The organism is Peribacillus sp. NJ11, assembly GCF_030348405.1.
Taxonomy (GTDB): Bacteria; Bacillota; Bacilli; order Bacillales; family DSM-1321; genus Peribacillus.
Genome location: NZ_JAUCFO010000001.1, coordinates 3,407,522 through 3,432,636, shown reverse-complemented (window position 1 = coordinate 3,432,636; position 25,115 = coordinate 3,407,522). Strand labels below are relative to the sequence as shown.

The following is a 25,115-nucleotide window of genomic DNA, read 5'->3' as shown; positions in this document are numbered from 1 at the left end:
CCAAATGGATGTAAATTGGTTTACAAACAGAGGTGGACGATCATTCACTTATCCACTAACCTGCCCAGATAGTTCCATAAGAAAAAGAGCTGCCAAAGTGAAGTGAACCCAAAAAGCATTTTAGAAGAACAAATAAATAAACGGCTCCGTTCCATTGCCGTTGTGACTGCAGCAATCATTCCAGCTGAAGAGGTTATCAGTCTACAAAAAAACATGAACCGCTCAAATTCCTATTCTCAGAAATTGAAACAAAAGCTTACCTTGATTCAAGAAAAGGAAGGCGTAATTGAATGGGTCTTTATCTTTAGCATGACGGAGGATGGACGTCTGATTCACCTCGTTGCAGACAAAGGCTTTGTAATTGAACCGAGGGAAGAATATATCGGTCCGCCAGAAATGATGAATGTTGCTTACCAGGCGTTTAATGGTAAAGCAGGTGTTACTCCATATATGAAGACAAGTACGGTGAATGGCAAACAAGCCTTTCACCAATTATTGATGATGACGGCAATATCGTTGCTATCGTCGGATGTGATTACAGCAAATCCTATATTAATTCGGAAATTCAACGTCTCAGTAAGCAACTCAAAATACATATTTGATTTCAGGATGCTGGTGGAAGCTATAGAGAAAAAAGAAAAGCTGATTACAGAAGCCGCCTTAAACGGACTTTTGCAGTCAGCTTTTTCGTTATTAACCTTACATATACATTATCAATGTTATAAAGGACATTAAGAGAGGTCATAACAGTGATGAAGGCATTGAAAGAACTTAGGTCGGGGTAAAAACTCGTTTGTAAAGGCCGAATAAATGATATTTGAATTCATTTGTTTCCAAACCTAAAATTTCAATCCTGTTCAACTAAACTACCCTTTAGTTCCGTAAGAAAAAGGTTGCCGCAACAACCTCCCTTATTGAAGTAAAGCACCTGTTAGTTCTATAAGAAAAGCGAACCTTATTCAAGAATCGCACCCGATTGCGATAATTAGATACAAACTTTACTTATCTTCCAGATTGAAGTTAAGCGAAAAACATTACAATTAATCAAAGAATAATCTCTTCTTTAGTATGCCTTTTTAAGAGTATCATTACATATTTGAAATGGCTTCACGTGTTGTCCATGTAGCACTACTGAAAGCTCGGTAGTTCGTAACAGCAGCATGAAAATCGTTTTCACTAATCGTGGCAGTTGCATCGTAAACAACAGCTGTCTTGAAGCCATTTTCGATTAAATCTCTCATATGCGATTCAACACATACGTTTGATAATACCCCAGCCAAAATTACTTGTTCTTTTCTGCGTTGCCTTAGTTGATAGACCAGATCATTTGTCTGAGGACTGGCCACCTTGTGCGGTGTTGCAATGACGGATGTTTTATCCCAGATATACGGAGCTAAAGTTGGAACATAATCGGCTTCCGGAGTTGGAGGACTATATTGATTTAATTTCTGATAAACACTCAAACTAATCAACATCTCTTGTTCGTTCCCTGTAAACTGCCAATCATAGTCATGTGGATATAAAAAGTGCGGGGAAACAAAGAGCTGATAACCTTTACTACGGGCAGTGCTTAATAGTAGTTCCAAGTTGGCTAAAGTATTATTCTGTTTAATGTTAGCCTTTGTCAAATGATATCCTCTTCCGCCTGGAGACAAAAAGTCATTTTGAGGGTCAGTAATAACTATTGCAGTATTCGCGGGATTTGGTTTAAACATAGAATTGTTCCCACCTTTTTTATGTTTTCACTTATCGATTATATGAACTACATTGATTAAAAATTCCTTAGGAAAATGAAATTTTGAATTTAATGAGTGACAATAAAGTACGGATAAACAAATACAACTATTGCATAGAAACCCCATTTCTTTTTTTGTATGATTTCCTTCCAATAAACATAAAAACGAGCTGTATTTCACCTCACTTGTTCAACCTGCCCCGTAAGCACTATAAGAAAAAGACCGCCGAAAATGGCAGCCAGATATTCAACTCTTGCACCTGTTACTTTAAGTACAATCTTCACAATCATGCTGAAAATTATGTTGTCTCATAACAAAAGCCGCCATTATGTCGGCAGCCTTGTTTTTAAAAATCCCTTTATTTTTTATTCCACCAAATATAGTGAACTTAATAAAATCAAAGAATAGCTAATCCTTGCGATCCAAGGTAAGGAAAGTTAGTCCAAGCAGCAACCTGCAATCTAACCAGACTTCCATCACCTTGAATAGTAAATACGGAGACTGTACCCTGGTTTCCGTTAAGGGTGTAAAAATGCCGTCTATCTTTACTCACTCCAACATCCATCGGCAGTCCTGGAGCTGTACCTGGCGGTGTACTGGTAATATGCCTTACCACCGAAAGTGATCCATTGGGATCGATTCGGTAAGTGGAGATGGTGCCGTTTAAGGTATTGGTAATGTATGCAAATGTGTAGAGATAATAAAGTTATTTAATTTTAAAAGCTTAAACAAGCATAACCCCGTTCTGAATTTAGGACGGGGTTAAAAATATAGTTGTTTAATTTTTAATGTAAGATACTTCACTACACTAAAAAATATAACAATAAAGTCGTATAAAAATCTAAGTTTTATTCAACAATAGCACCCGTTACTGGAATAATATTTTTATCTTGCATAGAACCGTCCCTTACTTCCCAATAAACTTTATTAAATCTGTACACTGAGTTTACAAGACTTTAATAGTCAGATGATATGATTGGTTTACTAACGATGAGGAGGCAGTATAAATGAATATGCGTGCAATATTTATTGATATGGATGGTACACTACTAAAGGCCTCAAACAACATTTCCCGCCGAAATATGGAAGCCATTTATAGGCTCATTAATCAGGGAGTCAAGGTTTTTCTAGCTACTGGTCGACACTATGAAGTAACCGCTCCCTACCATAAAGAAATTGGATTACAAACTCCAATGATCTGTTTGAATGGTGCCGCTATTCACGAAGCAGAGACAGGAAGAGCTATGCAAATGAAAACCGTCCGACTGAACGAAGAACGATTCCACCAGCTGACCGCTGAAAATTCTTGTAATGTTATTATCCATACAGCAAATGGGCTTTATTGTAAGGAAACAAATGAAGAAATCGATTATTGGACAAAAGTTGGGCAAATTCCGCCACGTTATATTGGAGATTTAAGACTGGCAAATTATCAAGATGTTCTTAAATATAGTGTTCGAACAGGTGCACCAAGACCTGAATTATCCGCTTTGTTTAAAAAGGAAGCAGAGGTCATCAATTGGAATGACGGGTTTGAAATGGTTGCTCCTAATGTTTCCAAATGGTCTGCTATAAAAAACTTACTTTACGCATTTCGAATTAGTCCAAGCGAAGTCGTAGCCATTGGAGACGGACCCAATGATATAGAGATGCTTCGTCATGTCGGTACTGGCGTGGCAATGGGGAACGCTAGCGAAGAGGTTAAAGCAGCAGCTGATTTTGTTACAGGACACCACGAAAATGATGGATTGGCCGAGTTTATAGAAACTTATCTTCATAAATCATATAATTCATATGTGATTTAGAGTTATTTTTAAATATCTTTTTTTATCATCAGATAGTGTATCTTCATTTGAACATTTTCATTTTTCATTTATGTTGGTTATTAACAGTATCAACTGTTTCAGAATTGCCAATCACTCCCAATTATCAATATTCGCACCCTTTAATGCAATAAAAAAAATAACCTCTATTAGCTGGTGTAGTAAAAAAGCATTTCTTCTTATTGAAGTTATGCACCCGTTAGCTGAATAAGCATATATCTGTTGTAACGTTAAAAATCATTATTAAGTTATCGAAGCCCATCTTCTTCTAAACCCGCCAAATAAGCATTTGTATAAGAAAAAGCTGCCTTAAAGACAGCTCTGATCATTAGCTAACGCACCCGTTAGTTTAAGTTCATTTTTTTACAAACTTTCTTGTTCTCCATTTACGTTTAAAATTCCCAGATAAAAAATCTCAAACCTATTCCTATTTCTAAAGATAAACTTGAGACTTCTTAATTTGGTAAAAATAGAGTAATTCCTAATAATTCTTATTTCTTCCCGCTCAATATCATTGCGTTTCCTAATACTTTCTTTCCTAATAAAACCTTTGGCAATTTCATTTCTTGAGAAAGTTCACAGCTATTCAGTTTAGATAAGCCTTGTTCCTTTAAATCATTCAAGAGTTCTTTTTCGCCATTGAACAAATTTTCATCCATAAACAAATCCAAAAAGACAAATTGTCCTCCTGGTTTCAATACTCTTAATGCTTCTTTAATAACATCGGTTTTATTTTCCCTATCTCTTACTTCATGGAATGTCAGGCAGCTTACAATTATATCGAATTGACCATCCTTAAAAGGAAGTTCTGAAGCACTTGCTTTAAGAAAATCAATTCTGTCAGAAACTCTTTCTATTTCAGCATTCTGTTGGCATAGAGCTTTCGAGTATTCCCAATTTTCATCCCAATAATCTATTCCAGTCAAACAAGTCTCAGAAAAAGACTTGGCTAATTTGATAATAAGGGAACCACTGCCTGCTCCTATATCCAATACTGTTCCTTTTCCGTTACAGTTCACTTTAGAAACAATCAAGTCATGTATTTTAGACTGATAATTTCCTCCGACTGAACTGAATTGATAAATAGAATAAGAAAGCACGAATGTAATGTATAAAAAGGGAAATGCTAAAATTCCTGCCAAGACACGGAAATATATATTAATAGGGAACAATACTACCAAAAGAAGAAGCAATGAGCTTAAAAAAAATAGAGTCAGTTTTTTCATTCGAATCCATGTTTTATATTTTGTTCTCCTCACCATAAGTACCATCCTTATATGTTTTTTCTACATATGGTTATTAATCTGTGATAGATAGCTGAGTTTTGATACAACGAAATTTATTTCCCATTTTGTTTTGATATTGAAAAATGGCTTAGAAAAATAAATAGCCATCCAAGGACTAGTTCAATTAATATATGTACAGCAAATGAGGCTACTTCTTATTATCATCTTTCTTAATCTTCAGTGCTAATTCTATAAGTCGTTTAGTAGCCTTTTCAGCATTAAAGGTTCCTATTTCTTCATAAATAAAGTTATCTCTTCATTTTTACACCTCCTATCTACTATAATTATTTTAACAAATTAAAAAGATTAAGTTTTCACAAAAGCAAATGTTGTAGTTTTTTGACTCAAACTTTCATTAGTTTGGAGTCAATACTGATATTGACCTTAATCCAGTCCACCGTAATCCATTGACTCATTAATGTACTCTCTCCTCTTTTTTTAACGATCGAGCAGGGTCTTTTTAAGTGTTGTCATTTTTCTTTTCTTGAAGAAATTTATTTTCATGGTAGTTGAAAGAAAAGGTCTTTGGAAAAACCAATTTCTAACTGTTCAAAACTTTTTCCCGCAAAAATCATCAATGTTTGAGTGAATATAGTATCCAGACACAAGGGCTTTCCCCTCGCTGAAAAAATGGAAAGATTTTGTCTCGCCATCACTGTTTTCAATTGTAGCTCGATGTCCAATTTCGAACTCCATTTCTTGTGTACCTTCTCTTCTTGAATGGTTGATTTCCTTAATTACTTTATTAATGGTTTTCTGTTCATCAATCTCAATCGTCTCAGCACTTGTACATTCAATTGTGAGTTTAACCATTTCACCCTCTAAAAAGGTTCACTGTAAGAGATTGGAGGTCGTCCATCAACCTCTCCTAGTGCGATGGGTGACAGGCACCATTAAGTTCATGTCTAAAGCGCCGTCTCTCCTAGAACTGCTTGTCTTTCACGCTCTTACTCTACTTGCCGGAGTACTCGTATCTATCATCTTTACTGCGGTTTCACCTAAACCGAAGAAACCCGCATTCCTCTCTTTCGCTTCGATTTTCGTCGTCTATGTGGTCTATACCTTTGTTATATTTAGTTGGTATACGGTGTAGTCACGAGTGTAGAATCTGTAGGAAATCAATCAAGATTAAGAGTAACTGCTGCTTAAAGAGGCATACAAAAACGCCCATGCGGCTGCAAGGACGGATGTGTATGTATGGATGGGGCTTGTGTGATGGCATGAGCTCATTTGATTCGCACATCATTCTCATAGCGGTCGGCGAACTTGGTGATTAAAATACCGATTCCCCAGTAAATGAGTGCCACCATCATGAACGCCTCGACAAAGCGAAAGTTCTGGGCTGCCATGATTTTGGCTTGTGCAAAGATATCAATCACGGTGATTAAAAACCCGAGTGAAGTGGCTTTGATGGCCACTGTGAAAGAGTTTGCGAAATCAGGGATGGCATGGACAAAAGCTTGCGGGGCAACAATTCTCGTAAACGTTTGAGAAAAACTATAGCCCAAGGATTGCGCCGCCTCAATTTGCCCCGGATCTACCGCTAAAAATGAGCCTCGGATGATCTCAGATTGAAAGGCAGACAACGTGAGGCTAACTGTGACAATTAAAATAACCAGAGGCGACATATTGTTCATATTATAATCGATACCTAGAAGTGTAACGATGAACTGTCCAATGGCAGGGAGTGCATAATACATCAAGTATAAAAACACCACCATAGGTGTCCCTCGTAAAAACAGTTTAAATAATTTTGTAAGTTGAACCAGCACAGGGATGTTATATTGTTGTATCAGAGCCAACACCACTCCTAGAAGGGTGGATAATACAAGTATAGTAATCGCTATGAGTAAGGTTTCAGGAAGTACACCCAATATCCCTAAAAACATTTCGTATGAAGCCTCTAAATCAAACATGTTAATCCCCCCTGCTTATTATGGTTAAACCTTTATCGAATGGCCACTCTCTTCTCCAGTTTTCTAACCAATCCGTCCGTTGTGAAGCACATAGCCGAAAACATCAAGGCAATGATAAAGTAAATTAGGATTTGATTAATACCGTAAGATCGTGAGATAGACAATTCTGCGGTTCCCATAATATCCACGATGCCAATGGCAAAGATCAGCGACGTATCATGAATCAAGTAAACCAAGGCATTGCCGTATCCCGGGAGAGCAACAGGGACCATTTGGGGCAGAATAATTCGGAAAAACTTTTGCATTGGTGTGTACCCCAAGCTATCTGCAGCTTCATGTTGACTTTTTTCAACGGCGAGATAAGCGGGTCGAAACACTTCAGAAATATAACCAGAATGATAAAATCCCATGGAAATAATAGCAGCATTCATCGGGCTTATATCATATGTGCCCAAACCGATGAGAGGTAACACTTTTGGAATTCCAAAGTACGCTATAAATAGTAAAATCAGTCCAGGAACACTTCGCGCAAAAGATACATACAAATCGGCTAATTGACTAATGACGGGAATTCTCTTTAGTCGCACAAACGTTAATAGCACAGCAAAGAGTAACCCAAGCGCAGCCGACAAGATGATGATGATAATATTGATCGGAAGCGTTTTAAGAAACTCCATTAGTAATTCTTGCATACCCGTTTCCATCGTCATTTCTCCCTTCTCTAATGAATATCTCTTCTGTACATGACGGTGTCATGTCTATGTTTTTCGTCTTAGTCTACATCCATATTCTCAAGGGATTCAACCAAACGAGAGAATATGGATGTGCTCTAGTCGATCCGGAGATATTCACTATGACCTTATCTGACTCGAACCAAGACGTTCATGTAAAAGCCTCAATCGTATTGAAACACATCTTCTGCGTAGAATTCAGTAGACAACTCAGAAAGCACGCCTGCTTCTGCCAATTCCTTTAGACCTTCATCGATGGCCTGTTTCAGTTCCTCATTTTCCTCTGATTTGTGAATCATAAAGAACGTAGGAATAATTTTGACTGGGTCCAATCCCACAACAGGTAGATTTTGATCTTCAATGATTTCGATTTGTCCGTAACTCGATGGATAGAACAACGCATCATATTTGCCAGTCGCCACTTCTTTTAGTCGATCTGCGATTGGAATTCCCACATCACCCAAATCATACTCTAGCTTAAATTTAGGATTTTCTTCTTCCCAATCCTTAACGGATTTATATGTGGCACCCGCTGGGGATAGAGGAGAAATTTTCTTCCCTACCAAATCTTGAATGCTCTCAATTCCACTATCTTCTGCCACGTAAATCTTGATCAGGGCACGACCACTCGATTCTGAAGGAATGATATATTGCTCTGCACGTTCCTCCGTGAACCCTAGACCACCTGCCAACATGTCGTACTTTCCAGTAGCTAGTCCTGTTTCACCCGCTGAATCTTCCACACCGAACAATTCAAATTCATAGTCTTCAAGCACTTTATCCAGTTCTTTTATCAGCTCAGGCTCATAACCCGTCACTTCGCCGTTCTCATCGACCCAGCTCAATGGTTTTGACGTGTGGCCAGTCGCCACTTTGATTGTTCTTACGCCTGAATCCCCAGTGCTCTCAGCTTGTGACTTGTTGTCAGTGGAATTGCATGCAGTAAGGAGAGATAAACCCAGTACAGAAGCTGCTACTAAAATTGACTTTATCTTCATTCTCATCAACCACCCTTAATGTTTAAATTTTGTTGGTCTTGCTCTGCATAGATCTTTTTCAAAAACTGCCTTGTTCTCACATTCACTGATTTCTCGAAGATTTGTTCAGGCGTTCCCACTTCCACAATGTGACCATTTTCCATAAAGACCACTTTGTCGGAAATCCGCTTGGCGAAGTCCATTTCATGGGTGACAAGAAGCGTTGTCATGCCGGACTTTGCTACATCTTCTATTACTTTCAATACCTCCTCTACTAATTCGGGATCAAGAGCTGAAGTAGGTTCATCAAACAAAATCAACTCAGGTTCAAGCGCCAAGCCACGTGCAATGCCGACCCTTTGTAATTGTCCTCCCGATAAGCGAGAGGGATATTCATTTATTTTATCTTTAAGACCTACCTTTTCTAATTGTTTCAAACTCATGGCATACGCTTCGTTTTTGGACTTTTTCTGAACGGCTATTTGAGCATCCATTACATTTTGGATGACCGTCTTATGTTTGAAAATGTTGAACATCTGGAACACCATGGCGGTTTTCCTGCGAAGCTTTAGGGTGTCTTGCTTGGATAAACTTTGATAATTGAGATGCAGATCCCCGATTTGAATTTCGCCCTGTTGGGGTTTTTCTAAGTAATTGATGCATTTTAATAAGGTGGTTTTCCCTGTTCCACTCGGACCAATAAACGATACAACCTCGCCTTTTTCGACCGATAGGTTAATACCTTTCAACACTTCTTTTTGGTTGTATGAAACATGCAAGTTTTTAACGTGTAAGATAATCTCTACCTCCCCAAGTGCTTTATTTCAAATCCTATATGTGCTATACCACGGACATCCGCCGTAGATTCTCCTCGGTCAACCCCTGAAAGCGAATCCCTATTTGCCTATAGTCGCTGTTCATAAGTAAAGATGCCGTGCTGATGATGGAGTCGGTATACGGTGTTGCCAACCCTAAGATTTTCCCTAATTCTGAAATCGGAACAAGTCCAAAAGGAATGTCTTCTGTCAGATACCTATAATCGAGTGTCGTAGGACCTAATCCAGTAGGGAACAAGCCAGGCAAAGCTTCATATAACGTGGGATAATCGGAATCATAAAATTCATTCAAGATACTCAAAATACTTTGAAGATCGACATGTAGACGACTTGCTATTTCCAGTCGTTCTTTATCCATCTTTTCTACGTAGTTACAGGAATAGGGAGATGCTCCTTCAGGATAGAAATGAAATCTCTCGGATGCGTCAATCCTTGCCGCGTTAAACAGGGTGATCGGAGGATGAATCACCACATTGGAATTATTTAAGGAAGTCTCAAATACACTTTCTCCCGGAATCAATTGCGGAAACCTTTCCATAAACGATGGAGCAATCTGGTTCTCTTTACGCAACGTACTAATTAGTACGTTGTATTTAATTTTAGTGATCGCAACAGAACCGGCTTGATCGGCCAAACTGACAAAAGGCATGGCACTCGTTTCGGCCACTGTAATGTTCTTTTCTGTAATCAAATCAGTACCCAGAATTCGTTCACATTCTAGTGCACCCCAGTAGCCTGGAAAAAAGATGATGGTTTGATTGGGTTGCAAGAACGGTTTAATTTGATTGACAATCGTCTCATGCCCTATAGCCGTCGTCGATACAATGATAAACTGGGCCTCTGCAATCACCTGATCTATGGTGGTCGATGCCTCTAAATCGACGTGCCCCGAATAGATCCCTTTCACTTCCAACCCTTGTGTAGAAATTCTTTCAGCTTTCTGTGGATCACGGGTATACAATTTTACGCTTTCTCCGTTCAATCTCAGATATCCTGCAATGGCCTGCCCTGTATTTCCACCGCCCATTACTGCATATGTCATGAACTCTTCCTCCTCTCATATGGTTCGCAATCTGTTTCAATCTGTACCTTTCTCTTGTTAGAATTGGGTATGTTCGTATTTTTCGACCGTCTTGATGGCTTGATTCAACGAACCTAAAATATGTTTCTTCATTTCTTCTACTGCGTTAATCTTGTCTTTTTGGATGATGTAATGAAGGATCATCTTATGTTCTTTTACGGATTGTTTTGTATCGCCAATACTTTTGTGTGCCAATCGCCTGTACCGGTTGATCATGCTGTTGAGCTGATACAAGAACTTGACCGCCATCTTGTTGCCACTCACCGTGTAAATGTATTCGTGGAATTGCTTACCAAATCGATCGATTGTCTCATAATCTTCCAGGCTTATCGCCATTTTGAGTAATTTGATGAGATGGGTTAAGTGGTCAATGTCCTTTTGCGTGATATTATCAATGGCATCTTCAACGACAATCCCTTCCAAGTTGCTACGGATAACAAATATTTCTTTCACTTCTTGGATCGAAATCGGCGCCACATTCATTCGGCCGTTTAAACTACGATTGACCAATCCTTCCAGTTCCAAGATCTGAAGAGCTTCTCTAAGAGGGGTTCGACTGATCTGTAGCTCTTTGGCTACCTCTTCCTCCCCAATTGGTTGACCCGGTTCCAGTTCACCTTTGATGATCATTTCTCTCAACGCTTTATGTGCAATATCTTTCGTAGAGACTCGACTGGCTTTTGCTCTTTCATTCAACTGGTTCACCGCCTTTAAAATAATTGTATACAATTATAAAGTTATTCTAGCACACATTTTTAAAAAATAAACAGAATATTTAGTTTTTTCTGTTTTTTTTGTGTGTACCTGTGCGCACTAATCGAATAATTTCTCGACATTAGTAGCTACCACGTCATTCCTAGCATTTATCCATTTGGTGCCTATCACCCGAACAATTAATCTATACATCCATATTCACTCTGCATAAAGAAAGACCTCGCTGCAGCAAGGGGTGGTGAATAAATATACGTAGTGTATAAATTCGACGGGTGCGCTAGTGTTGCTTATTAGTTATACACGCACAAATATGGATAATTTTACAACAAATTTTGACTGCTGAAATTAAAAAAAGGACCCGGATCTCTAAAGACGATTCGGTTCCCTTTTTTTATCATTTAATTATGGGCGAGTTTATGAAGAAATAGGCTGTGCAACGACATAGGCTTCAGGAAATTCTGGCATCTTCTTCGGCGACATCTTTCAACACTTCCAAAAAATTGCGAAGGATGCGGGATTTAAACCACACTGGTTAAAGTTTCAGCATGAGATAAATGATGAATTGCACGATATTGCTCGCAAATATGCAGCTGATGAAAAAGAAGGTCTACAATTTAGGGTGACAAAAGTGAATGAAAAAATAATGCAGTACAACAAAGCTTGTGCAAAAAGGTTTGGTGAGATTGGAAACTCTAGATTCTGCAATTAGTAGATGGTAATAGAAGGCGCTACATCTTCAGTGAACTGCGCCATAAATTTCGGACAGTATAATAAAAGCAACCTTCTATTTAAGCAGCTATCAGATGACTTCGGTATTCCGCCGGAGTCATCTTTTTTAGATTCCATTGTCTTCTTGATTCATTGTAGAAGATCATGTAGCGATCGACCAGTTTTTTTATTCTTCAAAGGTTTGTGATTGTTAATATTCCATCTCATCTTTCATGTGACCAAAGAAGGATTCCATTGGCGCATTATCGATACAGTTGCCTCTTCGAGACATAGATTGCTTCAAATTCATTTGTTTCACACGTTTTTGAAATTCTGGATGTGTATAATGGAACCCCTGATCGGAGTGTATTATGGCTTCTGGATGAACATTTCCATCTAATTTTTCTCTCAACTTAGCGAGCGTATCAATAGACATTTTCAGCGTTTTATGCAATCTTATTACATATTTCTAACAAATCTTAATCTTTAAATCTGTTACACTAGGGAAACAAAAAATGTTTAAACTTCAAATTCACCTCCTCCTTTACTATATAGACCATATTATTTATAATTCCGTTTCAAATAAACTTGTTCTTTTACTAAACTGCCCCGATAGTTCATTAAGGGGGAGCGTCAGGAAAATGCGGATTTACAACGTTAAGGAAACCACAATACATTAATCCTAAATTCCCGGTGTTATAAGTGTGAATTTAGGCTTTGGTTACTTCATTAAAGCGCCGGTTCGTTGAAGATCATTTGTAGCTTTAGAATAAAGATTGATCGAAAAGTTACCTTTACCATATATTTAACATCCATACAAAAGACTCCATACTGAAAAAAGGTTGATTAAAAGGGAGTGACTTTATAGAGTTATTAAAAAGAAAAAATGGAAAGTTGGGAAATATTTTTTACTTCGTTTGACAACTATCTGATTTTTAATATTATTTTCCCTTTCGCCCTTCCTGACTCCGCATATTCCATCGCTTTTTGAGCATCTTCAAAAGGAAAAACTCTATCAATTATAGGTTTAATTTTACGAGTCTCAATAAAGTTTGCGATTATACGCAATTGCTCTCCACTCGGCTTCATAAACAAAAACGTATATTGAACATTATGCTTTTTTTCAAGCGCAGTAAGTTTATTACTTGCTGCAGAAAACAACAACGTTTTAAAAAATCCGGAACCATATTCTTTACCAAAACGAGCATTCGGTAATCCCGAAACGGAAACAATTTTCCCTCCGTTTTTTATCACTTCGAATGATTTTTCGAGTATCTCACCCCCAAGTGTATCAAATACGGCATCATAGTTTTTCAGTTTCTCTTCAAATTTTTCTGTCTTGTAATTGATAATTTCATCTGCACCAAGAGATTTAACTAAATTCGCACCAGCTTCACTGGCAGTCGTTGCAACAGTGGCACCCATTAATTTGGCCAGTTGAATAGCAAAGGTACCGACACCACCAGCCCCAGCTTGAATTAAAATCTTTTGTCCCTTTTGTAATTGCAAAATGTCAGTTAGGGCTTGATAGGAGGTTAATCCAACCAGTGGGATCGATGCTGCTTCTTCAAAGCTTAAATTTTTAGGTTTTAAAGCGATGTCATCTTCATGAATAGCGATATATTCAGCAAAAGTACCGATTTTACTCTTACGTGGACGTGCATATATTTCGTCACCAACTTTAAAACGAGTCACTTTTGTGCCAACCTTTGCAACGACACCAGAAAAGTCATTTCCTAAGATAAGAGGCATTTTATATTTAACTAACAATTTCACTTTCCCATCGCGTATCTTAAAATCAACAGGATTAATACTAGCTGCAAGAATTTCTGCGAGTACCTCATATTCACCAATTTCAGGTGTGGACATTTCTACCAAACGCATTGGAATTTTACCATACCTATCAATAACCATTGCTCTCATACCTATACCTCCAACTAATGTGTGTTTATATTCCATAATTTCAATAAAAGTTCTGCATGAACTTATCAATATCCAACACAAGCGTTCTTAATAAACCTAATTCTGTACGTACATTAATATAATAAAAGTTTTTTGTCCCTTCTTTACGCATTAAAATAACACCGGCATCTCGTAAAACCTTAAGATGATGGGACACAGCAGGTCGAGAAAGATGAGTTTGTTTAGTGATTTCACCCACACGTAATCCTGTTTGACAATCCGTCCCCATTAGAACTAACAAGATCGATTGCCGTGTTTCATCACCAATTGCCAATAGTACTTTTTGACAATTAATAAAATCCTCTTTGATAATATTTAGTTGGTCCTGTTTATTCATTCAGTAAAATACCTCCAGTAATCAGTTTAATGGTTTAAGTTGATGAACCATATCACCTAACAGAACAATATACTATTGTTCTGTTAGGTGCAATATTGAGAAAGCAAATCGAGACGAATACATCTTAGAGGGGGTATCGTTAACTTTTAATGTTTTGGAACTAACCTGCCCCGATAGTTCCATAACAAAAATGCTGCCTTGAATTGAGAGCATGATCTGGAACAATCTACGAAAAAAAGAGCCATAATGCAAAAGCACCTATTACAACTGGAATAAGTGATACCAGTATAAGAATTATTTTCGCTAATATGTAGGATTTACTTGCTATTTTGTGGAAAAGAATCATCTCTTGTTCTGCCCAAGAAGCATAGGTATCATTTCTTACCATTTCCACTTGTTAACTTCCTTCAAATGTTCCTCTTTCGTATATTTAAACAAGACCCATATGAAATAGATTAATCCTGGAATTAAAAATAACAATCCAATAACCAAAGCATCCATTTTTCTCAATTCCTTTTTAGAGTTTCTTCTTTTACGTTGCTCGAAGAAATATGTTTCAATTTATTCGTTACCAAATTAACCCATTAGAAATTGGAACCTTATTAAACTATCCTGCCCCGATAGTTGCATAAAGAAAAAGCTGCCTTAAAGACAGCTCCGATCTTCAGCTAAAGCACCTGTTAGTTCTATAAATTATTTCATTGATCTTGCAACTTCCAACATTTTATTCCTTGATACCCGTGAGCTCTCCATTTCTACATAAGTTCCTTCTTGTATCCAACGAAGTAAACCTCCAGTAACAATTTCTCCCTTTTTATCTAACTCACCACTATTACCCCATTCTACAAAAAAGCCCTTATGACCGTTTATATCTACCTGATCTGCATTTATGTTCATTTCTTTATTAGAAGATTCCTTACTTTGCTCAATACCAATTAGCAAATATTTATCGTCGCTATCCATATAGTGCAATCTAAAATTAGTTATTTTGTCTTTTTCATCCCAGGGGTATGTTTTTATTTCCAACGTCCAATCATTAGGAATATTTTGAGGAACAACTACTTTAAAATCAACTTTCCTCTTGATTTCAGAAAGAGTTATACTTTCGTGATTATATTTGATTTCTTTAGCTTGAACTATTAGTGGAATGTTTTGAATTAGAATAAATACAACTAATAAACGTATAAAATGTAATTTCAATTTACTACCTCTTCCTATTTGGTTTTTACATAGGTAGTTTTACCAATTTGATGTTTCTTATTAAACTAATCTGCCCCTTTAGTGCCATAAGAAAAAGGCTGCCTCAGCAACCTTCCTTATTGAAGGAAAGCACCCAGTTAGTGAAAAAACCTTTTATTTTTCACAAGAAAAAATTAAGAAGAGAGGAATTCTCATTCGTCGTTTATATTCACTTTCACTGCTGAATTTCTCAACTCTTGGAGTGCCTTCTCTAATATCTTCAATCTTGAATCCAACTAGCTTTAAAAGTTGATAATATTCTTCAAACGTTCGATGATATTTAACAACCTTTTTATCAATCCAAGGCTCTACTCTTTTGCCACTATTAAAATAATCATCCACAATCCAATTTGCTTTTGAGGAAGAAGCTGCTGCACTTTTTATTGATGAAGTTAATACAGGATGCTGAACGCTAAATATAAATTTTCCGTTATCTGCTAAGGAATTATGAACTTCTTGAAATATATCCTTTAATTCTGCTAAATAATGTAGAGCTAATCGTGAAACAACAAGATCATAATTTTCTGTTTGAAATTTCCAAATTTCCATTGAAGAAAGATGCACTTTCCCCTCTGTCTTATTTAGGTTTTTAGTAGCTTCTCTAACCATATTTTCTGAACCTTCTACTCCGTCATAAGAAATACATCCTTTTCGTAGAAGCTCAACACCAAATTTAGCGTCTCCACAACCTAAATCTAACACTTTTTTTCCTTCTACATCACCAATAAGTTCTAGCAATATAGGCTCTTTTCAATAATATTGTTTGGACTTTCCTCACGATTTCTTCTGTTGATATAATTCTCGAAAAATTTATCATCGTTGTAAGCTAATGCGCCTCTGTACTCCATTAAAATCCTCCCTAGTAGATAAACCCTAATAATCATATCGTAAATTTCCCTTATTTTTTTGTCAAAAAGTTTCCCCTTCATCAACTAAACTGCCCAGATAGTTGCATAAAGAAAAGCTGCCATAATGACAGCTCCGATCTTCAGCTAACGCACCCGATAGTTTAAGTATAATCATTCACAATCTCTATTAACTTCTCTCTAAAATTTTTAAGTTATGTACAAAAACTATACTTTGACATCGCATAAAGTATGGAGATTATTTCAAGTAAAATAAAACTGCCAAGTTGATTTTTAAACTCACTTATTTATTGAGTTCATTAGTTGGAAGAAGTATTCAAGTTTGTGAGTCTTATTTAGGTTATACCACGAATGTAATGTATCTGGTGCAAATACATCTAATTTTTTCAGTACTTCCATCGCAAATTCCAAAGGAGCTACTCCTGATGCAGTAACCAAATTTTCACCAGTTACTACAGGTTCCATCTCATAAAAATTTTCTCCTTTATAATTAGGACAGACCATTTTAATATACTCTAAGCTATTGCTTGTATGCTTTCTAGAATCTAGATATCCCATATTCGCTAGTCCTTCAGTTGCACCACAAATAGCAGCAACAATAGTGCCAAGCTTTAAAGCCTCGCCAATTTTTTTCAAGATAGGTTCATGAATAGCTTCTCCCCATGTATTCCCTCCAGGTAGAATTACAACATCTTTACTATCAAAGTTACATTCATCAAGGGCAATATCTGGTTTTATACTCAGTCCCCCCATCGTAGTAATAATTTCTTTATTCGCTCCTACTGTAATTACTTTTAAAGGTGCTAAATCCTTTTTGAAATATCTTCCTGAATTTAGTTCAGCAATTAAATATCCATATTCCCAGTCTGACATTGTATTAAATACATATAGATAAACTTTTTTTATTTTCATCCACTAACACTCCAATCATAATTTTCATAGTTTATTTTTTCCACATCAAAAGCTACTCCATCAAAAAGAACGTACGTTCCTTTTAATGCGATTATATACCACAATTAACCAATAGTCTATTTCTTATTGAACTATCCTGCCCCGTTAGTTGCATAAAGAGAGAGCTGCCTTAAAGACAGCTCCGATCTTCAGCTAAACCAGCTAATAGGATGTCAATAACTTCCACTAAAATTTTTGAGGAGTGAAGAGGAAAAATCGATATCTGTAACTAATCCAATTAAGCCATTGGATATTGTAGGAGGATATTTATTGTATCAGTGTAGCTAATACCAAATATAAAGTGAGAGAAATACGGCTAATTGCTTTAAACTTTCTCACATAAGAAACGTAGAAGATAATAATACTATTTAAGGAATAAAGGAATTTCACATATAAATTCCAGAGATTTTAGCTGCTGATATTAGGCAAGTATAGGGTGATGAAAATGTGGAAAACGATTGTTTCCTACCTTCCAGAATGGCAGGTTTTTATACAAGCTTTTATAGTGTTTCTTATTCCGTTTTTGATTGCCAAATTATTTTATAGGCTTCGTAACTCAAAGGATGAGTGATGAAAATGAAAGAGTGGATATCAAAGATTAGTAAAAAAGGAAAAGTTACCGATAAAGACAAACAAGAAGCGTATTCCTCCCAAGATTCAACTGGTCAGTTTACAGATAATTTTAATTTTAATCTAGAAATGGTTAGGCAAGAAATTGGCCATAATTGGGATGTGCATTTTCGGGAATTTAATATAGGGCGAACCGATATTCGGTCAATTATCATTTTTGTGGATGGACTATCGGATAAAGACCTCATTGATAAACATATTATGCCATCATTGATGGTTGATTTTTCAGCAGAATATAAACAGAACCTTCCTTATACCAAAGGAAGCATTTCAAAAGAATTCATAAAAAATGAAGTGTTATCTATTAGTGGCATAGAAGAGGTTGGTTCCATTAAAGATTTAGCATCAAAAGTATTAACAGGGTCTACCGCTCTTTTAATTGAGGGATCAGTGGATGCACTAATCCTCGGAACGACAAAACTTAAAACAAGGTCGATTGAAGAACCGGTATCAGAGGCATTAGTCAGAGGTCCACGGGTCGGTTTCACTGAATCATTGAGTGATAATACATCCTTTTTAAGGGGTAGTGGTGAAATTGAAAATTTATCGTTAGTAAAATTCCAAGTAGGAAAGCGTTCAAAAAAGGACTTAGTTGTCGCTTACATAAAAGATATTGTTGATCCCGAATTAGTTCAAGAGGTAGAAAACCGAATTAAGAAAATTGATATTGATAGTGTGCCGGAATCAGGTTATGTAGAGCAACTTATCGAGGATAATTACCTTAGTCCTTTTCCGCAGGTCAGAATACAGAGCGTCCTGATCGAGTAACCGCTGCTTTGATGGAAGGTCGAGTTGCCATCTTATTGGATGGGACGCCATTCGCTTTGATCGTTCCGGTTACCTTAAGCATGATGTTGCAGTCACCGGAAGATTATTATGAAAGATGGATTCCTGGCACATTCATCCGTATGCTTCGTTACCTCGCATCTATTCTGGCTCTTTTTACACCGTCTTTGTATATAGCTTTCATCTCATTTCATTCAGGGTTGATTCCGACCAAACTGGCCATCTCCATTATAGGAACAAGGGCCGGGGTTCCGTTTCCGGCACTTATCGAAGCATTATTCATGGAAATATCCATCGAAATTCTGAGGGAAGCAGGACTGCGCTTACCTAAGCCAATTGGTCCAGCAATGGGTATCGTCGGTGGATTAATCATTGGGGAAGCTGCTGTACAGGCAGGGATCGTTAGCCCTGTTTTGGTGATTGTAGTAGCGTTAACGGCTATTTCATCATTTTCCATTCCTCACTATAGTATTGGGATTACATTACGGATGCTTCGTTTTCCCGCAATGCTATGTGCTGCCACATTTGGATTATACGGGGTCATTCTCTTTTTTCTTTTAATGACCAGCCATTTAGTGAAATTAAAAAGCTTTGGTGTACCTTATATGAGTCCAGCCGTTCCTTATCGCTTAAGTGAATGGAAAGACTTGATGGTTCGCATGCCACTCATGATGATGAAACGCCGTCCAAAGATGATGCATACAAAAAACCCCATACGTAAAGGATAACCTATCGGTGAAAGGAGGTTAACGAATGATTCTCAGTCCGAAAGACCAAATTACAACTCCTCAAACAGCTGTCATTGTCATCAACTATATACTTGGTACAGGACTACTCACTCTGCCCCGATCATCTACGGAGAAGGTACATACACCAGATGTATGGATAAGCGTTATTATAGGTGGGGTTATCACCATAATGGCCGGGGTTATCATGGTGAAATTAAGCCAACGGTTTCCTGAAAAAACCTTTTATCAATACAGCAATGAAATTGTTGGAAAATGGGTGGGGAGATTACTCAGTTTACTTATAATATGTTATTTTCTTACAACTTCAGGGTTTCAGATTCGTTCAATGGCGGAAGTAATAAGATATTTGCTTCTGGAAGGTACCCCGACATGGGCAATTATGATGATTTTCATGTGGGTAGGTCTCTATCTAATCATCGGTGGCATTACCCCGATTGCCCGCCTTTTTGAAATTATTTTACCTTTGACGGTAATCCTTTTTTTGGTCGTTACATTTATGAGCATTAAAATATTCGATATCGATAATCTGCGTCCGGTATTAGAAGAAGGAGTCATCCCTGTACTAAAAGGAGTAAAAACGACAACTCTCGCTTTTACAGGACCTGAAATCATGTTACTGCTTATCCCGTTTATGAATCAGCCTAAAAAAGCAGTAAAAGCCATGCTTGTTGGAGTTTCCATTCCCTTAATATTTTATGTGATAACGGTTGTCATGGTTATCGGAGCATTATCTGTAGATGGAGTGCTTACTAGAACATGGCCGACACTTGATCTTATACGAAGTTTTGAAGTCGCCGGTTTGATCTTTGAACGGTTTGAATCTTTATTACTGGTAGTATGGATTATGCAAATATTCGCCACATTTACCATAACATTCTACGCAGCTGCTTTAGGGCTGGCTCAACTTTCAAAAAAGAGCATTCACCCATTCATGTTTGGGTTGCTTCCCATTCTTTACATCATTGCCATGATTCCGAAAAATATCAATGACTTATTTAAACTTGGAGATATCATAGGCAATACCGCATTGTTTTTATTTGGTTTATTCCCGCTTCTCCTGCTTATTATCTCAAGAGTAAAGGGAGGAAAATATGAAACAATCACATAACATTATACGCCCCCTCTTCATTTCGCTCTCCGTTCTTTTGTTCGTATCACTTACAGGATGTTGGAGCAGTCATGAAATTGAAGAGCAAAGTTTAGGTATAGGTTTGGCATTCGATAAAGGTAAGCAGTCCTCCATCGAGAAAGAGTTAAATGAACAAATGGATGGATATATTAAAAAAGACCTGATTACTTCAACCTTTCAACTTATCACTACACAAGTAGCAAGTTCCACAACGAAACAAGCTGGACCACAGAAAAAAGCTTATATTAATGTTTCTGAAACTGGAGATTCCGTCATTCAAATGGCTCGTGAATTATCATTGAGTGAACAACCCTTAACAGCTCACCATATGAAAGTGATTGTTATCGGTGAAGATCTTGCAAGATCGTATGATTTAGAACAATTCCTTGATCATAATCTTCGTGATAATGATTATAGACCAAGCTGTCTTGTGCTCATTAGTAAAGGTAGGGCAAGCAAGACACTGGAATCAAAGAAAGCAGGAGAAATTCCAGCGTTTCGTCTGGTTGGTATTGTAGAAAATATCTATCGAACAACGAGGATTTTGCCCCCTATGCCGCTTTTTAAATTAGAGAGCAAGCTCCATTCAGAATCTAGTTTTCTGTTGCAAAATGTACTATCAGTGAATGGGAAAGTCAAATTTGCGGGAGCTGCGGTGATCGATGGAAAGACACACAAAATGACTGGTACTTTGAATGAGGAAGAACTGGAGGGCGTAACATGGATAACAGGTAAGGGGAAAGGTGGTGTAGTCAAAAGCTTTGAAAAGGAGACTGGTAAGCTGATTGTGTATGAAATAGAGTCCATGAAAAGCAGTATTAAACCTCGAGTTAAAGGAAGCAACATCTCTTTTGATGTAAACATTGAATCAGAGGGAAGGTTATCCGAAAGTCGGGTGGTTCCGGGAGATACTTTTAAAAATGAATTTCTAAAAAAAGCAGAAAAATCATCTGAAAAAGAAGTGAAACGCTTGGTGAGGAATTCATTAGAAAAAATGCAAAAAGAATACCAAGTGGACGTTGCTGGTTTCGGACGTCGATTGAGAATTGAGAACCCCAAAGTATGGAAGAAGGTCAAAAAGGATTGGGATCAAACATTTAGTGAAACTCCGATCAACATTAATGTAAAATTAGCCATTAAAGATTATGGAACGTCAGGAGGATCAAAGAGGTGAGCCTAAGGTTCAATACATTGAACCTTCTAGCCTCTTTTGAATGTGAAGAATGAAAAGATTAAAGAAGATGTTCAAACTACAAAAAGTCTAAACATCTACTTTAAATCAAAAAGCTAGTAGCAATATATTTAAAGGCTTTAAAAGTGTACTTTTACGAACATAATTAAAAACAGACGAATATTATAATTTTATTTCTTAGTACATCCTCTACAATCTTATGAAAGGATTTCAGGTTAATGGAAGGCGAAATAACCTAAGCGACCTTGTGATTCCGAATGGATGATCAAGGTCGCTTACTTATTTATTTTAGTAAGAAAAATTTTCTTCGTCAATTTGACTCTCATTTTCTCTTATAGTTTTTAACAACCTCTATGAAAAAGTATTAAATAGGAGATTGACAATGACATGGATGGATATTTTGATGCTAGAAAACTTAATTAGAGAGAAAAAAGCTCAGTTATTAAATATAGTTGAACACCATGGACTCAATCATCTTAAAACGATCCAATGAAGCCAAGAGTTAGATCACTTATTGAATCTATATGAAAGAACAAAATACAGTTCCATGTAAGCTGAACACATAACCATTCATTATACATAACCTAATTACTGTTTTCTTTTGCATATTCAACTCTACCATCAATGTTCCAAAACTCGTCCTTTTCTGAGCACATGTCATGGCGCTTTGAATAAGTCTTTTTTTGTTACCATTCACGTTATAAAACCCTGTTCATTATTCTACGTCCAATAACCTATTAAAATTTAGATTTGAAACTAATTGATCAAACTAATACAAGAAATCTTGATAAATGAATAAATAGAAAGGGCATGTTTTGAAAAAAGATTGATCAAAACATACCTTTATACTAATTAATTGGATTATTCTTATAAAAAAGATTGATCATTTTTGTGTTCCTTACGCAACTAACGCACCCGATAGTTCTATAAGACTTATAGCAGAGTTGACACATACTGTGTCACAAAGTATTTAAATAAAATCAAAAAATAACTGCTCCTCAAAGAGCAGGAGCAGAAAAAAAGATGTTATTTCACAACTTTAAGTGGAACAAGTACTTTATTAAAAAAAGACGTTTCGAGCTTGGCTAACCAACCGTTTCCGTTTTCTCCATTAGCTACTTGAGTAGCGTGTTTTTGGTGAAATTCTGCTACCCGTTTATTATGCTCTTTATGCCATTGGTGCATAGAATTATGTTTCATTCTTATTGCCTCCTTTCTGTTTAATTATATTTCTAGAAAAGTTGAATAGAAAGTGCTTTTTATTCAACTTTTGAAAGAGAGGAAATCGATAAGTTAATAAATATAAATATGCACAGTTCGTATACACTACGCTTGTTGAACTAACCTGCCCCTATAGTTGCATAAGAAAAGGAGCTGCTGATCAGCTTCTGGTAATGAAGTAAAGCAAGCGTTAGTTCATTAAGAACTGGTAATTTAATAAAAAGAACAGCTATTAAATCAATCAACCATAACTCCTCATCCATCTGTGTATCCATCATATGGTTTACTTAATGCATTAAGTCGTTTTTGTTTATCAATAATGTCTTCGTGAATTAAAACATTTTTATAAAACAATCACAAGTTCTGTTTCATTATCTTAAGTTTTGTATCTAGTTAACCTTTTAAAAAGGGCCTATCTTCAATAACCTTTTTGCATGAACCTTCAACAATTTGGCGCGTTTGCCCCTTCTTAACTTAAAATACTAGCCCTAATAATATATTAAGATCCCCGGTGAAGATTCTAGAGAACTACATAACATAATTGGTCTCCTTAATTTACATTATTTTTGTTTATGGTTCATTCATGTGTTTATTTGGTTGCATAGGTATGATCAAAAACAACGTTTCCATCAACAATCGTTAACTTTACCTTTGTATCTGGTATTTCTTCCACGGGTACTTCAAAGAGATTTCGTTCCAAGACGACAATATCAGCAAGCTTACCTACTTCCAATTTCCCTAATTCATGCTCTCTAAATGTACCGTAAGCGGATCCAGATGTATAAGCTTTCAATGCTTCGGCAAGTGTAATGCGTTCATGTGGATGCCATACCGTTTTTCCGCTGCTGTCGATTCTCGTTACTGCACAATAGATTTGTAGAAGAGGATTAAGGATATCAATTGGGAAGTCTGTTCCAAATGCCAATTTTGCACCGGCTTTATGCAATGCATTAATCGAGAAAACTTGCTTTTCTCGTTCAGTACCCATTCGATCGGTGTAAACACCTCTTTCGGACATCGCTAAGTGATCTGGCTGCATCGAAGCAGTAACACCAAGCTCTTTGAAACGATGAATATCATCAGGGTGAATCACTTCTACATGCTCAATGGAATGACGTGAATCTCGCTTACTATTGACCATTTGTGCATCCCTATAGGCATCTAAAGCAAGACGAATCGCTCCATCCCCAATCGCATGAAAACGAATGCTGAAGCCCTCTTTATCTGCATCAACTACCCATTTTTTTATCGTCTCGGGAGGGAAAGATGTCTCTCCACGTGTTTCTGTTTGATCCTCATAAGGTTCGAGTAAATAAGCTGAACGTGATGTAATAACGCCATCGATAAATTGTTTCAGTCCTGACACACGAAGTTTATCCGATTGATACGTATCTCGCAATTGTTTGGCATGTTCAAGATTGCCATTTAAAGCAGGCCATAAATGAATACGCGTTGTTAATTCTCCGTTGTCTTCAAATTCTTTGAAAAGATCGTAGTCATTAAGAATTTCCGATTCCGGTGAAAATAAGTCGTGGACGGCTGTTACTCCTAAACTAGCTGCATGAGCGAGGAAACTGGTTATAAATTCTCTCTTTTGTTCTTTTGTAAAATCATAGGCATGGCGGGTGACCGCATTCATGGCTTTTTCGTATAAAAGACCGTCGGGTTCTCCGTTTTCGTCTTTACTGATCATACCGTAAGAAGGGTTTTCGGTATCTCGAGTAATGTTAGCAATCTCCAATGCTTTCGTATTTACCCATGCATAATGACATTCAGCGTGAAACATGAGTGCTGGACGATCGGGGAGAATACGATCTAATGCATGGCGAGTCGGTAATTGTTGTGTATCCCAATAACCTGCATCCCATGTAAATCCGATTACCCACTGATTTTCCGGTTTTGATTCTGCGTATTCGCGAATCATTTCTAGCGCTTCATCTTCTGAACGAGCCGCGAACAGATTTACACTATTGAGGGCAACTGCCCCATCCATAATATGAAGGTGGAAATCATGAAATCCTGGCATAATTAATTGGTCATTAAATTGATAAATTTTCGTATCCTCACCTAAATAAGGTTTAATCTCCTCCTCAGAACCAATCGCAAAGATTTTGTTATCCTTAATCGCAATTGAAGCAGGCTCCGGTTGATCAGAAAGTCCTGTAAATACAGCATTACTTGAAATAATCACATCAGCTAGTTGTTGACTCATTATCAATCAATCCTCTCATTTATATAGATTAAC

General features: G+C 37.0%; 19 protein-coding genes and 4 pseudogenes. 5 read left to right on the top strand and 18 right to left on the bottom strand.

The genetic code is table 11. The features are described from left to right. Window positions 1-102 precede the first annotated feature (102 nt). Complete coding sequence (locus QUF86_RS16985) at window positions 103-735, top strand: hypothetical protein (RefSeq protein ID WP_289334963.1); 633 nt, start codon at window positions 103-105, stop codon at window positions 733-735. A gap of 353 nt (window positions 736-1,088) precedes the next feature. Here QUF86_RS16985 and QUF86_RS16980 read toward each other — a convergent pair whose 3' ends face one another. Continuing rightward, on the bottom strand, window positions 1,089-1,715 hold the full coding sequence (locus QUF86_RS16980) for a cysteine hydrolase family protein (RefSeq protein WP_289334962.1): 627 nt from the start codon (window positions 1,713-1,715) through the stop codon (window positions 1,089-1,091). 418 nt (window positions 1,716-2,133) lie between these two features. Further along, window positions 2,134-2,424: pseudogene (locus QUF86_RS16975) on the bottom strand (beta-propeller fold lactonase family protein); the annotation flags it as partial. A 319-nt stretch (window positions 2,425-2,743) separates the two neighbouring features. Between QUF86_RS16975 and QUF86_RS16970 the strand changes: the two are divergent. Beyond that, the gene (locus QUF86_RS16970) at window positions 2,744-3,541 is read left to right on the top strand and encodes an HAD family hydrolase (protein ID WP_289334961.1); all 798 of its coding nucleotides are present in this window, start codon (window positions 2,744-2,746) and stop codon (window positions 3,539-3,541) included. A 509-nt stretch (window positions 3,542-4,050) separates the two neighbouring features. On the opposite strand, the gene QUF86_RS16965 is transcribed toward QUF86_RS16970, so the two are convergent. The 14 genes and pseudogenes from QUF86_RS16965 to QUF86_RS16900 form a co-directional block, all read right to left on the bottom strand. Beyond that, window positions 4,051-4,821, bottom strand: a complete 771-nt coding sequence (locus QUF86_RS16965; RefSeq protein ID WP_289334960.1) for a class I SAM-dependent methyltransferase — start codon at window positions 4,819-4,821, stop codon at window positions 4,051-4,053. 573 nt (window positions 4,822-5,394) lie between these two features. Continuing rightward, a complete protein-coding gene (locus tag QUF86_RS16960) occupies window positions 5,395-5,658 on the bottom strand; it encodes a hypothetical protein (RefSeq protein WP_289334959.1) in 264 nt (87 codons plus the stop codon). Between the two features lie 413 nt (window positions 5,659-6,071). Then, a complete protein-coding gene (locus tag QUF86_RS16955) occupies window positions 6,072-6,761 on the bottom strand; it encodes an amino acid ABC transporter permease (RefSeq protein WP_188402312.1) in 690 nt (229 codons plus the stop codon). Window positions 6,762-6,793: 32 nt separating this feature from the next. Continuing rightward, window positions 6,794-7,465, bottom strand: coding sequence for an amino acid ABC transporter permease (locus QUF86_RS16950; RefSeq protein WP_289334958.1), 672 nt, complete (start codon window positions 7,463-7,465; stop codon window positions 6,794-6,796). Between the two features lie 191 nt (window positions 7,466-7,656). Further along, the gene (locus QUF86_RS16945; protein ID WP_289334957.1) at window positions 7,657-8,490 is read right to left on the bottom strand and encodes a transporter substrate-binding domain-containing protein; all 834 of its coding nucleotides are present in this window, start codon (window positions 8,488-8,490) and stop codon (window positions 7,657-7,659) included. Window positions 8,491-8,495: 5 nt separating this feature from the next. Then, window positions 8,496-9,266: an amino acid ABC transporter ATP-binding protein gene (locus QUF86_RS16940; RefSeq protein ID WP_289336247.1), complete on the bottom strand. Its 771-nt coding sequence runs from the start codon at window positions 9,264-9,266 to the stop codon at window positions 8,496-8,498. A 43-nt stretch (window positions 9,267-9,309) separates the two neighbouring features. Then, window positions 9,310-10,347: an NAD/NADP octopine/nopaline dehydrogenase family protein gene (locus QUF86_RS16935; protein ID WP_289334956.1), complete on the bottom strand. Its 1,038-nt coding sequence runs from the start codon at window positions 10,345-10,347 to the stop codon at window positions 9,310-9,312. Window positions 10,348-10,404: 57 nt separating this feature from the next. Then, window positions 10,405-11,115, bottom strand: coding sequence for a GntR family transcriptional regulator (locus QUF86_RS16930; RefSeq protein ID WP_289334955.1), 711 nt, complete (start codon window positions 11,113-11,115; stop codon window positions 10,405-10,407). Between the two features lie 773 nt (window positions 11,116-11,888). Beyond that, window positions 11,889-12,274 (bottom strand): annotated as a pseudogene (locus QUF86_RS16925) (IS3 family transposase); the annotation flags it as partial. A gap of 458 nt (window positions 12,275-12,732) precedes the next feature. After that, window positions 12,733-13,731 carry an NADP-dependent oxidoreductase gene (locus QUF86_RS16920; RefSeq protein WP_289334954.1) on the bottom strand — a complete coding sequence of 333 codons (999 nt, stop codon included), beginning with the start codon at window positions 13,729-13,731 and terminating at the stop codon, window positions 12,733-12,735. Window positions 13,732-13,771: 40 nt separating this feature from the next. Further along, window positions 13,772-14,107, bottom strand: a complete 336-nt coding sequence (locus QUF86_RS16915; protein WP_137020278.1) for an ArsR/SmtB family transcription factor — start codon at window positions 14,105-14,107, stop codon at window positions 13,772-13,774. 693 nt (window positions 14,108-14,800) lie between these two features. Beyond that, a complete protein-coding gene (locus QUF86_RS16910) occupies window positions 14,801-15,307 on the bottom strand; it encodes a DUF4367 domain-containing protein (RefSeq protein ID WP_289334953.1) in 507 nt (168 codons plus the stop codon). Window positions 15,308-15,460: 153 nt separating this feature from the next. After that, window positions 15,461-16,194: pseudogene (locus QUF86_RS16905) on the bottom strand (class I SAM-dependent DNA methyltransferase). 297 nt (window positions 16,195-16,491) lie between these two features. Continuing rightward, window positions 16,492-17,124: a type 1 glutamine amidotransferase family protein gene (locus QUF86_RS16900; protein ID WP_098177340.1), complete on the bottom strand. Its 633-nt coding sequence runs from the start codon at window positions 17,122-17,124 to the stop codon at window positions 16,492-16,494. Between the two features lie 615 nt (window positions 17,125-17,739). On the opposite strand from QUF86_RS16900, the pseudogene QUF86_RS16895 reads away from it, so the two are divergent. The 3 genes and pseudogenes from QUF86_RS16895 to QUF86_RS16885 all read left to right on the top strand — a co-directional run bounded on the left by QUF86_RS16895 (window position 17,740) and on the right by QUF86_RS16885 (window position 21,631). Next, window positions 17,740-19,307, top strand: a pseudogene (locus QUF86_RS16895) (spore germination protein). A 25-nt stretch (window positions 19,308-19,332) separates the two neighbouring features. Continuing rightward, window positions 19,333-20,436: a spore germination protein gene (locus QUF86_RS16890; RefSeq protein WP_289334952.1), complete on the top strand. Its 1,104-nt coding sequence runs from the start codon at window positions 19,333-19,335 to the stop codon at window positions 20,434-20,436. Next, window positions 20,420-21,631, top strand: a complete 1,212-nt coding sequence (locus QUF86_RS16885; RefSeq protein WP_289334951.1) for a Ger(x)C family spore germination protein — start codon at window positions 20,420-20,422, stop codon at window positions 21,629-21,631. Before QUF86_RS16890 ends, QUF86_RS16885 begins: the two co-directional genes overlap by 17 nt. A gap of 1,044 nt (window positions 21,632-22,675) precedes the next feature. Here QUF86_RS16885 and QUF86_RS16880 read toward each other — a convergent pair. After that, the gene (locus tag QUF86_RS16880) at window positions 22,676-22,849 is read right to left on the bottom strand and encodes a hypothetical protein (protein ID WP_169732069.1); all 174 of its coding nucleotides are present in this window, start codon (window positions 22,847-22,849) and stop codon (window positions 22,676-22,678) included. Between the two features lie 610 nt (window positions 22,850-23,459). Next, window positions 23,460-25,082: an amidohydrolase gene (locus QUF86_RS16875; RefSeq protein ID WP_289334950.1), complete on the bottom strand. Its 1,623-nt coding sequence runs from the start codon at window positions 25,080-25,082 to the stop codon at window positions 23,460-23,462. Window positions 25,083-25,115 lie beyond the last annotated feature (33 nt).

What these genes read in the sequence shown, in the direction of transcription:
- QUF86_RS16980 (WP_289334962.1), bottom strand. Translation starts at nt 1,715, where the DNA reads ATGTTTAAACCAAATCCCGCGAATACTGCAATAGTTATTACTGACCCT.
- QUF86_RS16970 (WP_289334961.1), top strand. Translation starts at nt 2,744, where the DNA reads ATGAATATGCGTGCAATATTTATTGATATGGATGGTACACTACTAAAG.
- QUF86_RS16965 (WP_289334960.1), bottom strand. Translation starts at nt 4,821, where the DNA reads ATGGTGAGGAGAACAAAATATAAAACATGGATTCGAATGAAAAAACTG.
- QUF86_RS16960 (WP_289334959.1), bottom strand. Translation starts at nt 5,658, where the DNA reads ATGGTTAAACTCACAATTGAATGTACAAGTGCTGAGACGATTGAGATT.
- QUF86_RS16955 (WP_188402312.1), bottom strand. Translation starts at nt 6,761, where the DNA reads ATGTTTGATTTAGAGGCTTCATACGAAATGTTTTTAGGGATATTGGGT.
- QUF86_RS16950 (WP_289334958.1), bottom strand. Translation starts at nt 7,465, where the DNA reads ATGGAAACGGGTATGCAAGAATTACTAATGGAGTTTCTTAAAACGCTT.
- QUF86_RS16945 (WP_289334957.1), bottom strand. Translation starts at nt 8,490, where the DNA reads ATGAAGATAAAGTCAATTTTAGTAGCAGCTTCTGTACTGGGTTTATCT.
- QUF86_RS16935 (WP_289334956.1), bottom strand. Translation starts at nt 10,347, where the DNA reads ATGACATATGCAGTAATGGGCGGTGGAAATACAGGGCAGGCCATTGCA.
- QUF86_RS16920 (WP_289334954.1), bottom strand. Translation starts at nt 13,731, where the DNA reads ATGAGAGCAATGGTTATTGATAGGTATGGTAAAATTCCAATGCGTTTG.
- QUF86_RS16915 (WP_137020278.1), bottom strand. Translation starts at nt 14,107, where the DNA reads ATGAATAAACAGGACCAACTAAATATTATCAAAGAGGATTTTATTAAT.
- QUF86_RS16900 (WP_098177340.1), bottom strand. Translation starts at nt 17,124, where the DNA reads ATGAAAATAAAAAAAGTTTATCTATATGTATTTAATACAATGTCAGAC.
- QUF86_RS16890 (WP_289334952.1), top strand. Translation starts at nt 19,333, where the DNA reads ATGATTCTCAGTCCGAAAGACCAAATTACAACTCCTCAAACAGCTGTC.
- QUF86_RS16885 (WP_289334951.1), top strand. Translation starts at nt 20,420, where the DNA reads ATGAAACAATCACATAACATTATACGCCCCCTCTTCATTTCGCTCTCC.
- QUF86_RS16880 (WP_169732069.1), bottom strand. Translation starts at nt 22,849, where the DNA reads ATGAAACATAATTCTATGCACCAATGGCATAAAGAGCATAATAAACGG.
- QUF86_RS16875 (WP_289334950.1), bottom strand. Translation starts at nt 25,082, where the DNA reads ATGAGTCAACAACTAGCTGATGTGATTATTTCAAGTAATGCTGTATTT.